The organism is Paraburkholderia sp. JHI2823 (genome assembly GCF_038900695.1).
GTDB classification, from domain to species: Bacteria; Pseudomonadota; Gammaproteobacteria; order Burkholderiales; family Burkholderiaceae; genus Paraburkholderia; species Paraburkholderia mimosarum.
In genome coordinates, this window is sequence record NZ_JAYMRY010000011.1 from 180,354 (window position 1) to 194,696 (window position 14,343).

Consider the following 14,343-nt stretch of genomic DNA (forward strand, 5'->3'; position numbering starts at 1 on the left):
CGTCCCGCTGAGGTCGCTAACTGGTTTGAGCGCCGCGCGACTCCTGTTGCACAATTCAAATATATGCCCTGGCCGCCTCTCCCGCCAGGCAGACGCCGGCCAACAGGCTTTTTCAGCGTGCCCGATGCAAATCGACAATCTAATGGCGTTCTCGAATGGCCACATAGGGGCGGTGTCATCGCTCCCGATCCGCTTTCCAGGAAATTGAAGGGCCGCTCGGAGCTGCCACATAAACCACACCTAAACCTGGCCCTCGCCACTTGCCGCCGTCGCCCGTGTCGAGCCTTCCATGCTCTGCCAGCGAACCATCAAGGAAAGGCGTATCTTGTTTCATACTTTGAACTTGCGTATCTCCAATGAATCCAGTCTGCCGCCACCGGGCACTGGCGAAGCATTCGCTACCGCGCGCCATCACCATCGCCATGACATTGATCGCGATGGCCATCAGCGGATGCGTTGCCCCGTCACCGCCCTCTTCTAACGCCTCGCAATCACCTGTTCCCGGTCCGACGTCCCTCGATGCTGCGATCGGCAGTTCGCAGCGTGCCGAGCGCGCCAGGGCGCGCGACGTCTATCGTCATCCGAAGGAGACCCTGCAGTTCTTCGACCTCGGTCCCGCACAAACGGTACTCGAGATCGCACCGGGTAGCGGTTGGTACACGGATATTCTTGCGCCTTTTCTGCATGACACCGGTCATCTGTATGAGGCTCAATATGTCAGCACCTCAGCGGAACTGAGATCCGAAGACCGTCAAACCGATGCAGCGTATCTGCGCAAGCTCGCGAGCGCCCCGGCGATCTATGGAAATGTCGTGGTCGGTACTTTGCACGCGGGCGAGTTCACCGGCTTTGACGCGCATGAGCGATTCGACCGGGTACTCACGTTTCGCAACATCCATAACTGGATCAAGGATGGCCAGCTCGATGCGAACCTGCGCGCGTTCTATGGCGCGCTGAAATCCGGTGGCGAACTCGGCGTCGAAGAGCATCGCGCCCGGCCGGGCACGAGCGTGCAGCAGATGATCGATACTGGCTACGTGACCGAGGCCTTCGTCATCGCGCACGCGCAGGCGGCCGGCTTCGTACTCGCCGCGCGCAGCGAGATCAACGAAAACGCGTCGGACACGAAGGATTATCCGCATGGCGTGTGGTCGCTGCCACCGACCTACGAGGGTGGCGACGCGGACCGCGCACGTTATGCCGCGATCGGAGAATCGGATCGAATGACGCTCAAGTTCGTCAAGCCTTAGCAGGGCACGCCCGCTGTTCACTAATTTCGCAACAACCTCTTGATCTATTGACAAGTAGGTAGCTGGTGCGCAGGGTGCCAGCCCGGTGTGGCAAGCTGGTTCACGTATCAGGAGGATTGCGCTAACTCGCGCACGTAGCACGGGTATTCCTGCTTCTGCACGCGCGTAGCCTCAGGATCCACCGTGGCGATGCGGAGCGTCGTCTCCTCACATGTTTCGCCGATTGGCTGGCCGTCAGCCGACACGGCGAAGCCGACGCCGCCGAATACCTGTCCTCGTGGCGCAGTGCCGTGGCGGTTCGAACTGACGAAGCAGGCCCCCGACACGATGGCGGCCAGCGAGCCGGCTGTTCTCCAGCGATACAGCGATGTGCCGCTTGCGCGAGGCGCGACGATTACGTCTGCACCTGCCTTGCCGTATGCGCGCGCATGCTCGTTGAAGAAAAGCTCGGTGCAGAGCAGCACACCGACCCTGACGGCGCCAATGTCGACGCAATGAAAACCCTCCATGCCGCGCACGAACCAGCTTTCCTCGAAGAAGCCGGGTTCCTGCGGGAAGAATTTTTTGTGATGTATAGGGCGGTAGCGATCGCCTTCGACCACGAACGCCTCGTTCGCGAGCCGGTCACCGAACGAGACAGGGCGCGACGAAATCACCGCGCCGACATCCAGTCGACTTAGTTCACCCAGGGCCTGCTCATGCAGTTCAACCCAGCGCTGCGCAGCGGCCGCATCGTATTGGGGCTGCTCTGGCAGCCATGTTCCGAATGGCATTTCGTTGGTGACGAGGAGATCCGCGTTCGCAGCAGAAACCGCACGGCGGATCTGCTCCCAAGCGTCACCCTGCGGCAGCAGGCCCTCGGGCCATTGTACGTACGCGATTCTTGCGCTTTTCATCTTTCCTCCTTGTCGTGTGTCTAGTTGGCTGATTGAATTCAGCGTCGTGCAGAAGGATGGCGGAAGCAGATTTTTGGAGCAGGACGTGTGTAATGCGAGCACTCGGCGTTTCGACGACAACGTGGCACCCTTCTTATCAGACATTGAATTTTGCCAGTGCGGCGAAAAAAAGTGGGTCGTTCCCACAGCAGTACCGTGGTCGTTGCAGTTGTGAATGGCCAGGCGCGTGCTGTTAACAGCACGCGCCTGCACGACGATCCGTAGGGCTGCTCCACGAAATGAGGCGAGTTGACAGTCAATCCTCTCGGACTGTGCGCAATACGGTCACGGCGACGCCATTTTCGCCGCGCCGTGCTCGAAGCGCGCGAAATGACGCTCGAGCGTGTCCTCTGCACACATGTGTCGTCGGCGAATCTACGTGATAACGCCCGGAACGCTGGCGCGAGCGAATGGCGTTTCGTGGCACGCATTGGGTCCGACGGTCAAACGCCCGCACGTCTCCCCTGCATTCCAAGCTTGTCTTTCCCTTTCAGCGAGTCCACCAGATGCTGACGGAATCCTTCGGCTGCCGGGGAGACTGCGCGGATCGAAGAGTGGTAGAGGCACACCTCACGCATCACTTCCGGTTCTACGATGCGGCGCATGACAAGGCCAAGCGGCCTCGCCAGCAAGCCAACGTAGGCCGGAGCCAGCGTCAACGCCAGGCCGGCCGCTGCGATGCCGAGCGCGGTGGTGATGTTGTCGACCACGTCCCTTGGGGCAATGCGCTCGTCGTCTGCCGCGCCGGTGTGCATGAGCGACACATTACGTTCGTAGTCCCGGCCTGCGGCAACCAGCGGTTGCTTTCGCAAATCGCCCCATGTAATCCGGGCTCGCTTTGCGAAGTCGTGCTCCGGGGCGCACCAAAGCACCCACGGGCTCTTGAACAGACTCATACGTGTCACGTCATCGCCAACCACCTGGTCCGGCCCGATAGCGAGATCGACGTCTGCATTGGCTACCATGTCGACGAGATCATCGACTGCCGTATCCCGAATCCGGATAACCACCTTGGGATGGCTCTGCCCATACGTCTTCATGGCGACAGGCAACATCGTCGTTGCAATCACAAGCGGGGCCGCAATCCGAACGATCCCCGCAGCGCGATTCCGGATATCGTCCGCCGCGGCCTGGGCCAGTTCGATATTCCTCAACACGGTCCTCGCGTGAACGACGAACTCCCGCCCCGCCGGTGCCAGCGCAACGCTGCGCGTGGTGCGATCAAACAAGCGAAAACCCACACCGGCTTCGAGTTCCGCAATCAGCAAACTCACGGCAGACGGGGACAGGTTCAGGCGCTCCCCGGCCCGCGCAAAATTGCGGACGTCCGCCACGGTAAGGAAAGCAGCAAGTTGCTTTGGCGTAAATCGGGCACCGGACACAACGACCTCTATTGAACAGGTTTTCTCAATAATAAGCGAGAAATCATCGTTTGTCTTATTGAATTGCCCGACGCAAACTTCCGTCACAAAAACCGACTATTCCGACTCAGGAGACACATCGTGGCGCACCCATTCACCGCGCACCTCGAGCAGGAGGAACAGCTCGAAGAACGCGCTTACTCGATCGTTACCTGGCGGCTGGTGCCGTTCCTCTGTCTGTGCTTCGTCATCGCATTCCTGGACCGCGTGAACATTGCCTTTGCGAAACTGCAGATGGTCTCGGAGCTGGGCTGGAGCGAGCAGGTCTACGGCTTCGGCGCCGGCATCTTCTTTCTCGCCTATTTCGTATGCGAGGTACCGAGCAATCTGATCATGCATCGGGTCGGCGCACGTCGATGGATCGCCCGGATCATGATTTCGTGGGCCGTGCTGACAGGCCTCATGGCATTCGTTCACACGACGACGGCCTTCTATGTGGTCCGCTTCCTGATCGGCGCTGCGGAAGCGGGCTTCTTTCCAGGAATCATCCTTTACCTGACCTACTGGTATCCGGCGAGGCGTCGGAGCCGCGTGATCGCGACGTTCATGACGGCGATTCCAATCGCCGGAGTAAGCGGCGGCATTCTCTCAGGATGGATTCTGTCAACGTTTCACGGGTTGGCCGGCCTCTCCGGATGGCAATGGCTGTTCGTGATGGAAAGCGTACCGTCGCTGATCGTCGGCATCGTTGCACTGTTCTATCTCGACGACAGTATCCGCAACGCGAAGTGGCTGGACGACGAAGCGCGTTCCCGGCTGATTGCGAACATCGAAGCCGAGTCACAGACCAAACAGACGGTATCGCTCCCCGCAGCGTTGCGCCGACCCGCAGTTTGGCTGCTGGCATTGGCATACTTCGGCTCCGCGATGGGACAGTACGGTTTCGGTTTCTGGTTGCCGTCGATCATCAAGCATATGGGCGTCGCTTCTACGCTGAATGTCGGCCTGTTGTCAGCGATTCCATACGCGTTCGGCATCGTCGCGATGCTGGCGGTCGGGCGCAGCGCAGATCGAAGCGGCGAGCATCGCTGGCATTACCTTGTACCTTGCGCTGCCGCTGCGCTTGGGCTGGCAGTGGCCGCGCTCTATAGCGGGCAGCAATTGGTCTCGCTTGCCGCGCTGACCGTTGCATGCATGGGATTGCAGTGCCTTGCGCCCGTGTTCTGGCGCATTCCAACCTCGTTGCTGGGTGGAGTTGCAGCGGCCGCTGGCATCGCACTGATCAACTCCATCGGCAACCTCGCCGGGTTCGTCAGCCCCTACATGATTGGCTGGATCGTGGACCACAGCGGTAGCGCGAACGTCGCGCTTTATGTCATCGCGGCGTTCCTGTTGTTGTCGGCAGGCATCGTTTTTGGGCTACCGCGCAATGCCGGCCGTGATCGGCTATCCAACATCGGACCAACGCAATGACCCCGAACATCAATCAGCCTGACCCATTCGTCGCGGCGCTCACCACGGTACTCGGCGACGCTTCGGTCGTCCGCGATGCGTCAGTCGCGTCGGCCCATGCCGGAGACTGGAGTGAAGCGGCACGCTGCACGCCCGGCATCGTTGTGTTTCCGCGCACACCGCAGCAGGTGGCCGTGACACTGGAGATATGTGGCCGTTTTCGTCGCCGCGTCGTCGTGCAAGGTGGCCTGACGGGACTCGCTGGAGGCGCGACGCCGCGCGAAGGCGAAGTTGCGCTTTCTTTATCGAAGCTCGATACGATCGAGGAAATCGACACGATAGGCGGCACTGCCACGGTGCAGGCAGGCGTCATTCTCGAAGAGTTGCAGCGACACGTCGAAGAAGAAGGCTGGTATTTCCCGCTCGATCTCGGCGCTCGCGGCTCGTGCCAGATCGGCGGCAACGCGGCCGTCAACGCCGGCGGCAACCGGGTGATCCGCTTCGGCACGATGCGCGACATGGTGCTCGGCCTCGAAGTCGCATTGCCCGACGGGCGTTTGCTCAGCATGCTCAATCGCGTCACGAAGAACACGACGGGCGTGGATCTGAAGCACCTGTTCATCGGCAGCGAGGGTACGCTGGGCGTGATCACGAGGCTCGTCATCAAGCTTTCCCCCCAGCCTGCGAACGCATGCACGGCGCTCTGTGCGCTTCCGTCGTTTGATGCCGCAACGCGGCTCGTTCGCGACGCGCGCGCGAGACTGCCGGGCCTCTCCGCATTCGAGGTCATGTGGGACGACTTCATGGTCGCCGCGCGCGAGATCCAGACATTGAGGCCCGCGTTCGACGCGCCTGCGCCGGTGTATGCATTGATGGAAACGCTCGGCACCGACGAAGCTGGCGAACGGCAGCAACTCGAGGCGTTTCTCGCGGATGCGTTCGACCGCGGGCTCGTCGCCGACGCCATAGTGGCCCAGTCGATGGACGACGCGCAGCGGCTTTGGGCCTATCGCGAGACCGTCGGCGAGTTGCTGTCTCATCTCAAGCCGCACGCCGCATTCGACGTTGGCGTTCCGATGGCAGCAATGGAGCGCTTCGTCGACTCGACGCGCAAAGCACTCACGCAGCAGTTTCCGCACCAACGTCACCTGTTCTTTGGACATATCGGCGACGGAAACCTTCATGTGCTCTCGGGGCCCCACGACAGCGCGGAGGACCTGCATCGCGTTGAAGACCTGGTCTATCGAGCGGTCGCTGATGTCGGTGGCTCGATCTCTGCGGAGCATGGCATCGGGGTCGTGAAGCGAGACTTTCTGCACCATAGTCGCTCTGCTGACGAGATTGCGTTGATGCAGGAAATCAAGAACTTGCTGGACCCGGCAGGCGTGCTCAATGCTGGCCGGATTCTTTGAAAGACTGAATGGAAGCAACGTGAAGATAATCGTCTCGGCAAAGAGCGACGTTCGCGTCGAAAGTGACCGTCACTGAGGAGGGTGGACAACCGCGGGCCGAAGTGGTGCGCGAAGTGGCCGGCGGTAGAGAAACGAGGAATTCCTGATGCAGTTCAACGGCGAAGGAATCCAGCACATCGCCCTCTCCACGGACAACCTCGTGGACACGATCGACGGGCTGCAATTGGCCGGAGTGCCGTTGATGACGGCGCCAATGATTTCTACTACGATGGGCTGGAAGCTCGGTTGCCCGGCCATGGCCAGCCGGTCGATCAGTTGAAGACGCGCGGCATCCTGCTCGACGACAGCACGGCAGACGAAAAGCCGCGATTGCTGTTGCAGATCTTTTCGCAACCGCTGCTCGGGCCCGTGTTCTTCGAGTTAATTCAGCGCACAGCATGACCGCACACAGTAAACAAAAGAATCGAGCGATCGGTCCAAGAGCCTGCCACTCGGGAGACACATCAATGAAGGTCATCAAAACGCTGTTTGTCGCGGCGCTATGGATTGCCGCTCAGTGTGCACACGCGCAGAGCGGCCTCGACATGGCCGCCCACGTCGAGATCCACCAGATTCCCTCGCTCACTCTGAGTGACAGTCAGATGCTGACTGGCGATCGTAACGGCAAACCTGTGACGATCGCCGGCATCCTGCGTCTTGCGAAGCACGCCGGAAAACAACCGGTAGTGGTGCTGATACATGGTTCGAGCGGAATGGGCGCGAACATCGAAATGTGGGAGCGTACGTTCAACGAGAACGGTATCGGGACGTTCGCCATCGATGGCTTCACAGGCCGTGGCATCACGTCCACCAGCAAGGATCAGTCGCAGCTCGGCCGGCTGAACCTCATTCTCGACGCCTATCGGGCGTTGGACATACTCGCGCGTGATTCCCGCGTCGATCCGGACAGGATCGTGCTGATGGGTTTTTCGAGAGGCGGACAGGCGACCCTCTACGCGGCCATGACGCGGCTCAACCGCCTGTGGAACACGTCAGGCGCTCGCTTCCGCGCCTATTTGCCCTTTTATCCCGACTGCATGACCCGTTATCGCGACGACACCGTGGTTGATGGACCGATTCGCGAATTCCATGGGGCCGACGACGATTACGATCCTGCACCGGCCTGTGCGGCATACATCGAACGGCTGCAAAAGGCGGGTAGCGACGCCATCATGACAGTCTATCCGCACGCATCGCATGCCTTCGATATGCCATACGCGATGCCCACTGTCGTCGCAAAGGGCGCGCAGACGGTACGCGCATGCCGCATCTTCGAGAACGAAAGTGGCGAGCTGATCAACGAGGCGACCGGCACGCCCTTTTCCTTCCACGACGAGTGCGTTCAGACCGACCCACACGTTGGCGGCAACGCGCAAGCTCGCGACGCGGCGATCGCCGACGTACTGGCTTACCTGAGAACATTGCTGGGTAGTGGCGGCGCAATGCCGGGCGGCTAGCACTGGCATGCACTGCAAACACGTCTGCTGCAGCGTCAATCCGGGCCAGGCTAGCTTTCGTGGGAAGCCGGACGCATGGGGTTCCGTGCATCTGACCAGCGCCTGTAGTCGGCCGGCGTCATCCCGGTGAGTTGGCCGAAGGCACGCCGGAATGACGTTTCCTCGCTGTAGCCGCATTGCAGTGCGACCTGCTTGATGCTTGCCCCAGGCCGCTCGAGCAGCACGCACGCCATTTCGATTCGCACGCGCGTGATGAACCCCTTGGGCGACTCGTTGGTCAAGCTCTTCAGCCGCCGATGCAATGTCCGTTCGCTGAGACTCAGCGTACTCGCCAAAGCTTCAGCCGTGAATCCGGGGCTGGCATGGCGGACGATCTGCTCCGCTTGCAGCAGTAGCGGGTCGTTGGCGTTGACAAATCCGCGGGGCGCGTAGACCAGCTGTGGCAGCGGCAAGCTGTCTGCCACAGAGATATCCGCAGCCAGGCGGGCGACTTCGGGCCCTGCTTCGCTCCTGATCACGTGCAAGGCCAGATCGACCCAGGAGAGCGGCCCGCCTGTCGTGACGACGCGATCCTGTTCTTCCACTGCAGTGCCCCACACCGGGCGTGCCTTGGGGAACCGCTGCCTTAACGCATGGTGGAGCCACCACGTGGTGGTGCAGCGCCTTCCGTTCAGCAAGCCGGCCTCCCCCAGCACAAAAGTCCCGGCACACGCAGCGCCGACCAACGCCCCCGTTCGATGGCGTTCCTGCAGCCACGCTGCTGCGTGCCTGACCGTCGCAGATACCGGCGGTAGCCGGTGCGGTCCGAGCGCCATCCCCGTGACGAGTGCCACGTCGCAGTGCGTCAATTCATGAAACGAGGTATCGACCGGAATCAACCGGCCCTGCGCGTCCCGCAGGGTTTTGCCGTCCGCGCTTGCGATGGTGGTCTCGAAGGTGGGAATGGCCTGATCGCGCACGCCATACGATGCGCCAGCCGGCGGGGCGCGCAAAGCTTGCTCCGTCATCCAGAACAGGTCGGCAAGGCCGCTAATGGCAGAGAGCAGGCTGCCCTCGACTGCCACGATTCCTATGCGCACGGCGCGCTCCATGCATCGGTTACGGTTGGCGAATTTTGCATGAACAATGGCGAGTTTGCCACCTGCAACTATTCGTTGAAGCCAGATAAATTTGGCGCGTCATTGTCAATGATTCGCCTCCACATGAAATTCCCAACTCTTCACAGGCATCCGGATTCGCTCCTTGCGACAAGGGCGCGCCGTCGGTCCGTATGGTTCAGCCGGCTCGCTGCTGCCGTGGCCGTCACGGCGACGCTGGCCACGGCTCATGTGGCAGCGTCTACGGCACCGGCTGTACACAACATCGTGCTCGTGCATGGTGCTTTTGCCGATGGGTCGAGCTGGAGCCCGGTCATCGTCAGGCTGCAGCGCATGGGTTACCACGTTACTGCCGTGCAGAACCCGCTCACTTCGCTCGCGGACGACGTTGCTGCCACCGAAAGCGTCCTGCGCCGGCAATCCGGCGACGTGCTGCTGGTGGGCCACTCCTGGGCCGGCGCAGTCATTACCCAGGCTGGCAACGCCGCCAACGTGAAGGGTCTTGTTTATCTGTCCGCGCTGGTACCGGATGATGGCGAGTCCGTCGCTGACCTGCTGCAACGGCTCGACGCGCCAATGACGGGACTCGCACCGGACGACCAGGGGCTGATCTGGCTCGACGACGCCCGACAGTTTCAGCACGTCATGGCGGCGGATATTCCGTTTCCGGAAGCTCGTAAGCTGGCATCGGTTCAGCAACCCGTCGCGGCGGCCTGCTTCACCGGGAAGGTCCAGCATGCGGCGTGGCACGACAAACCCGTCTGGTATGTGCGAACAACCAACGACAACGCGCTCAGGGCCGCCGTGCAGCAAGCCATTGCGCAGCACATCGGGGCAACGGTCACGTCCATTCGCTCCAGCCACATGTCAATGCTGTCTCACCCGGACGACATAGCGAAGCTGATCGATCAAGCCGCGCGAAAGGCATCGCAATGAATTCCCCCGCGTTTTAAAGCACTTCATATCTCCCCTGACAGCGAGGCTGAAATGAATATCCTCCATCTCGATGCAAGCGTTCTGGGCAACAACTCGTCACGCGCGAACGCTCCGCCGCCGTGATAGCCGAAATGCGGGCGGAATATCCATCGGCGCACGTGACGTACCGGGACTTGGTCCACGATGAAATCCGCCATCTGACGGGCCCGATCGCGGGCGGATTCCGCCAGATGGACGTCAGCGGTTTCGACGACACCACCTGCCTGCAAAATTGAACACAATGCTGCACAAAGCGAATCCTCGGTTTCATCAATTTCGCATTAGTCGTCGCCGGGCTCAAATAGTATGAACGCGCCTACCAGGCCTGCATTGCAGGGTACTTCGCCTCGGGCGGGAACACACGCCAGGCGCCGTCACGGTGCAGGAAGAAAAGAATCGCCACTGCGCCTTCAGCCCTTTGCGCCTCGACTCTTACGCAGCGCATCCGACGCAGATGCGTCGAGGCAACGCGCGTGACCCGCACCGGCACTGCTGCGGCCGGAGCCAGCCATTTTTCGACCATCGCGCGCAATGATGTATCACTGGCGTACATTCGCTTCTCCTTCCCAGAACCACTAAATGAGATGCCCTGGTGCTCATTCGACTGGTCCATCACCATCGATCGCTCCGCGGTATCTGGCACGAACGGCGCGGCATTACATCAACGGCCGATACCGGACGTGCCGCCGCTCCCGGTTGCTCAAAGGGCCGCGACCATATCTGGCACGGCGGTAAACAAGTCTGCGTGCAGGCCGTAGTCAGCCACGCTGAAGATCGGTGCTTCTTCGTCCTTGTTGATCGCGACGATGACCTTGGAGTCCTTCATGCCGGCCAGGTGCTGGATCGCGCCCGAGATGCCCACGGCCACATACAGTTGCGGCGCGACGATCTTGCCGGTCTGGCCGACCTGGTAGTCGTTCGGCACGAAGCCCGCGTCCACTGCGGCGCGCGATGCGCCGAGCGCTGCATTGAGCTTGTCCGCGAGCGGCTCCAGTACCTTCGTGTAGTTCTCGCCGCTGCCCAGACCCCGGCCACCCGAGACGATGATCTTCGCGCTCGTGAGTTCCGGACGGTCGAGCTTCGTGACTTCACGGCCGACGAACTGCGAGAGGCCGCTGTCTGCTGCCGCTTCGAGCTTCTCGACCGCCGCACTGCCGCCTTCGGCCGCGACGGCATCGAACGCCGTCGTGCGGACCGTGATGACCTTGATTGCATCGGCCGATTGCACTGTCGCAATCGCGTTGCCCGCATAGATCGGACGCTCGAACGTGTCCGGCGAATCGACTGCCGTGATGTCGCTGATCTGTGCGACGTCGAGCTTCGCGGCGATACGCGGCGTGACGTTCTTGCCCGCTGCCGTTGCCGGAGCCAGGATGTGCGAATAGTTCTTTGCGATGCTCAGGACCGTCGCTTCGACGTTCTCGGCGAGACCCTGTTCGAGTTGCGGCGCATCGGCGAGCAGCACCTTCGCAACGCCTGCGATCTTTGCTGCCGCGTCTGCTGCGGCCTGTGCGTTGTGGCCCGCGACCAGCACGTGCACGTCGCCGCCAATCTTCTGTGCTGCGGCAACCGTGTTCAGCGTTGCGGCCTTGATCGACTGACTGTCGTGTTCAGCTATTATGAGATTCACCAGATTCGTCATTTTCGTCTGCTCTCCTTACAGCACCTTGGCTTCGGTCTTCAGCTTCTCGACCAGCGTCTTCACGTCCGGCACCTTCACGCCAGCCGAACGCTTCGGCGGCTCGGCAACCTTCAGCGTCTTCAGACGCGGCGTGACGTCGACGCCGAGGTCCTCGGGCTTGATCGTCTCGAGCGGCTTCTTCTTCGCCTTCATGATGTTCGGCAGCGTGACGTAGCGCGGCTCGTTCAGGCGCAGGTCGGTCGTGACGACTGCGGGGAGCTTCAAGGACAGCGTTTCCGCGCCGCCATCCACTTCGCGCGAAACCGTTGCCTTGCCGTCGGCGACCACGACCTTCGATGCGAACGTCGCCTGCGGCAGGTTCGCCAGTGCGGCGAGCATCTGGCCGGTCTGGTTCGAATCGTCGTCGATGGCCTGCTTGCCGAGGATCACGAGCTGCGGCTGTTCCTTGTCGACCAGCGCCTTCAGGAGCTTGGCCACGGCCAGCGGCTGGAGGTCTTCGTTCGACTCGATCAGGATCGCGCGATCGGCGCCGATCGCCAGCGCCGTGCGCAGCGTTTCCTGCGCTTGCGCGACACCCGCGGACACGGCGATCACTTCCGTCGCCACGCCCGCTTCCTTCAGGCGCACCGCCTCTTCCACGGCGATTTCGTCGAACGGGTTCATCGACATCTTCACGTTCGCAATGTCGACGCCCGTGCCATCCGACTTCACACGAACCTTCACGTTGTAATCGACTACGCGCTTAACCGCGACCAGCACCTTCATCTCGCCCCCTCACCACCAGAAATATCAGAGATTTATAAAACCGATAGCCGGGAGGCAGTGCCTCGGCCTGGTTCGCGCCCCGGCAATGTGAATCGGGCGATCGCATCGCGCAGTCCGCCTACCTGATCGCGCAGCGAATGCGCAGCCGCTGCTGCCTCTTCGACCAACGCAGCGTTCTGTTGCGTTACCTGATCCATTTCCCCGACGGCACAGTTCACTTGCTCGATACCCGCGCTCTGCTCCTGCGAAGCGTGACTGATCTCGTCGAGGATCGTGCAGACGCCGGTTATTGCCTGCACGACATCGGTCATGGTCGCACCCGCGTTCGATACCTGCTGCGCACCGGCTTCCACGACTCTGACCGACGTGCCAATCAGATCCCTGATCTCTTTCGCTGCCAACGCCGAGCGTTGCGCGAGGCTACGTACCTCGGACGCCACCACTGCGAAGCCGCGCCCGTGCTCGCCGGCGCGCGCAGCCTCGACCGCCGCATTGAGTGCGAGTATGTTCGTCTGGAAAGCAATGCTGTCGATCACACCGATGATGTTGCCGATCTCCAGCGAACTGGAGGTGATCTCGCTCATCGTCCGCACGACGCCGTCCACGGCCTGATTGCCCCTTCGTGCAACGGCGGCCGCTTCGCCCGCAAGCCGCGCCGCCCTTTCCGCGCTTTCCGCGTTGCGCCTTACATTGGCGGTGATTTCGTCCATGTTCGAGGCTGTCTGAACCAGCGCGGCCGCCTGCCTTTCAGTGCGCTGCGACAGATCGGAGTTGCCCGACGCGATCTCGTGTGCACCGACGTTGACGTTTTCCGCCCCCGCATAGACACGCGACACCGTTTCCACAATACCGTCTCGCATGGTGGCGAGCGCCAGCATCAGGTTCGGGCGCGCGCGATCACGCACGGGTACGTTCATCGCAAGGTCGCCCTGCGAGATTCGCCGCGCCACCTCCACTGCAACTTCCATTTCGCCGCCAAGTACACCTCGAACGCTCCTGACGACATAACCCATGACGAGCGTGCAGACGCCGCCAAGCATTGTTGTCGTCAACAGCCACCAGAGCAGGTCGTGGGTGAAGGCCGCCTCGACATCATCCATGTACATTCCGGTTGCGAGATACCAGTCCCATGGCGCGAAACGCATCACGTAGTTCACCTTGTGCGCCTGTACACCGCTGCCCGGTTTCCGGCCGACGTATTCCGCAAAGCCGCCGCCCGGCTCATTGCCGGCGGCTACGAGCTTCGGAAACAGCGGCTTTCCCTCACCGTCCATCATGCCGCTTGCGTCCTTGCCGTTCATTTGCGGCAGGAACGGATTCATTACGATAACGAGATGCGAGTTAATGACGGCGATATAGCCGTCCTTGCCATACCTCAAATCCGCCAATGCCGCGAGCGCCTGCTTGCGGGCGTCCGCTTCGCCGAACGTGCCCTGTTGCGCGAGCCGATAATAGTGGGTTGCAATACTGTCAGCCTGCTGCACCAGTGAACGCAGCTGCTCCTCGCGATCGGCCACCATGGTCGCGCGTGTCCGCCATGCACCCAGCGCGCCGATCAGCAGGAGGCCAATCCACAGCACCACGATCATCGAAATGAGCTTGCGGTTCAGCGTAAATTTCATACGTACAGTTAAGCAAACGGGTTAATCCGTGCCTTCGAGAAGCGGCAGAAACCAGCCGCAATACGAGCGAGTTCAGACCCGGCTCCGACGTCCTCGGCTGTCAGCTCTTTCATTTGTGGTGGCTCAAAAGCTTAGGCAATAGGTATTCGCAGAACAGACACTTGTATGCCACAGACGATCGGTGGCATTTCCGTTGCATTCTGCAGCATAAGTTTTCCACGCGCAAGACTATCTCGCGCCACAGGCATACTTTTCACCAGGACATTCGTCTGATCAATGTATCCGCTAGATAAGGGGCAAGTCAGGGCGGGAGGGTGCCCGCTAGCCAAGGCGGAC

General features: G+C 61.2%; 13 protein-coding genes and 1 pseudogene. 6 read left to right on the forward strand and 8 right to left on the reverse strand.

Translation table 11 applies throughout. From position 1 onward, the window contains the following. Window positions 1-175 precede the first annotated feature (175 nt). Window positions 176-445 (reverse strand): hypothetical protein, encoded by a 270-nt coding sequence (locus VSR34_RS15295; protein WP_342962831.1) that lies wholly within the window; start codon window positions 443-445, stop codon window positions 176-178. Here VSR34_RS15295 and VSR34_RS15300 point away from each other — a divergent pair. Further along, window positions 438-1,250, forward strand: coding sequence for a methyltransferase (locus VSR34_RS15300; RefSeq protein WP_342962832.1), 813 nt, complete (start codon window positions 438-440; stop codon window positions 1,248-1,250). The genes VSR34_RS15295 and VSR34_RS15300 overlap by 8 nt on opposite strands. 107 nt (window positions 1,251-1,357) lie before the next feature. On the opposite strand, the gene VSR34_RS15305 is transcribed toward VSR34_RS15300, so the two are convergent. Both VSR34_RS15305 and VSR34_RS15310 read right to left on the reverse strand, forming a co-directional pair. Then, complete coding sequence (locus VSR34_RS15305; protein WP_342962833.1) at window positions 1,358-2,146, reverse strand: carbon-nitrogen hydrolase family protein; 789 nt, start codon at window positions 2,144-2,146, stop codon at window positions 1,358-1,360. A 482-nt stretch (window positions 2,147-2,628) separates the two neighbouring features. Continuing rightward, window positions 2,629-3,567 (reverse strand): LysR family transcriptional regulator, encoded by a 939-nt coding sequence (locus VSR34_RS15310; protein ID WP_028231551.1) that lies wholly within the window; start codon window positions 3,565-3,567, stop codon window positions 2,629-2,631. Between the two features lie 120 nt (window positions 3,568-3,687). On the opposite strand from VSR34_RS15310, the gene VSR34_RS15315 reads away from it, so the two are divergent. From VSR34_RS15315 to VSR34_RS15330, 4 genes and pseudogenes are all read left to right on the forward strand, one after another. Further along, a complete protein-coding gene (locus VSR34_RS15315; protein ID WP_028231552.1) occupies window positions 3,688-5,019 on the forward strand; it encodes an MFS transporter in 1,332 nt (443 codons plus the stop codon). Beyond that, a complete protein-coding gene (locus tag VSR34_RS15320; RefSeq protein WP_051391066.1) occupies window positions 5,016-6,410 on the forward strand; it encodes an FAD-binding oxidoreductase in 1,395 nt (464 codons plus the stop codon). The genes VSR34_RS15315 and VSR34_RS15320 overlap by 4 nt, the downstream gene beginning before the upstream one ends. Window positions 6,411-6,537: 127 nt before the next feature. Next, window positions 6,538-6,842 (forward strand): annotated as a pseudogene (locus VSR34_RS15325) (4-hydroxyphenylpyruvate dioxygenase); the annotation flags it as partial. A gap of 5 nt (window positions 6,843-6,847) precedes the next feature. Further along, on the forward strand, window positions 6,848-7,906 hold the full coding sequence (locus tag VSR34_RS15330) for a dienelactone hydrolase family protein (protein ID WP_342962834.1): 1,059 nt from the start codon (window positions 6,848-6,850) through the stop codon (window positions 7,904-7,906). A 50-nt stretch (window positions 7,907-7,956) separates the two neighbouring features. Here the strand turns inward: VSR34_RS15330 and VSR34_RS15335 are convergent, their stop codons facing one another. Then, a complete protein-coding gene (locus VSR34_RS15335; protein WP_342962835.1) occupies window positions 7,957-8,985 on the reverse strand; it encodes a helix-turn-helix domain-containing protein in 1,029 nt (342 codons plus the stop codon). 123 nt (window positions 8,986-9,108) lie between these two features. Between VSR34_RS15335 and VSR34_RS15340 the strand changes: the two genes are divergently transcribed. After that, entirely contained in the window at window positions 9,109-9,939 is an 831-nt protein-coding gene (locus tag VSR34_RS15340; protein ID WP_028231555.1) for an alpha/beta hydrolase, read from the forward strand. A 355-nt stretch (window positions 9,940-10,294) separates the two neighbouring features. Here VSR34_RS15340 and VSR34_RS15345 read toward each other — a convergent pair whose 3' ends face one another. The 4 genes from VSR34_RS15345 to VSR34_RS15360 form a co-directional block, all read right to left on the reverse strand. Then, window positions 10,295-10,597, reverse strand: coding sequence for a hypothetical protein (locus tag VSR34_RS15345; protein ID WP_342962836.1), 303 nt, complete (start codon window positions 10,595-10,597; stop codon window positions 10,295-10,297). Window positions 10,598-10,678: 81 nt separating this feature from the next. Beyond that, window positions 10,679-11,611: an FAD-binding protein gene (locus tag VSR34_RS15350; RefSeq protein WP_342962842.1), complete on the reverse strand. Its 933-nt coding sequence runs from the start codon at window positions 11,609-11,611 to the stop codon at window positions 10,679-10,681. Window positions 11,612-11,635: 24 nt separating this feature from the next. After that, the gene (locus tag VSR34_RS15355; protein WP_342962837.1) at window positions 11,636-12,385 is read right to left on the reverse strand and encodes an electron transfer flavoprotein subunit beta/FixA family protein; all 750 of its coding nucleotides are present in this window, start codon (window positions 12,383-12,385) and stop codon (window positions 11,636-11,638) included. Between the two features lie 32 nt (window positions 12,386-12,417). After that, window positions 12,418-13,974 carry a methyl-accepting chemotaxis protein gene (locus tag VSR34_RS15360; protein WP_081723525.1) on the reverse strand — a complete coding sequence of 519 codons (1,557 nt, stop codon included), beginning with the start codon at window positions 13,972-13,974 and terminating at the stop codon, window positions 12,418-12,420. Window positions 13,975-14,343: the final 369 nt, after the last annotated feature.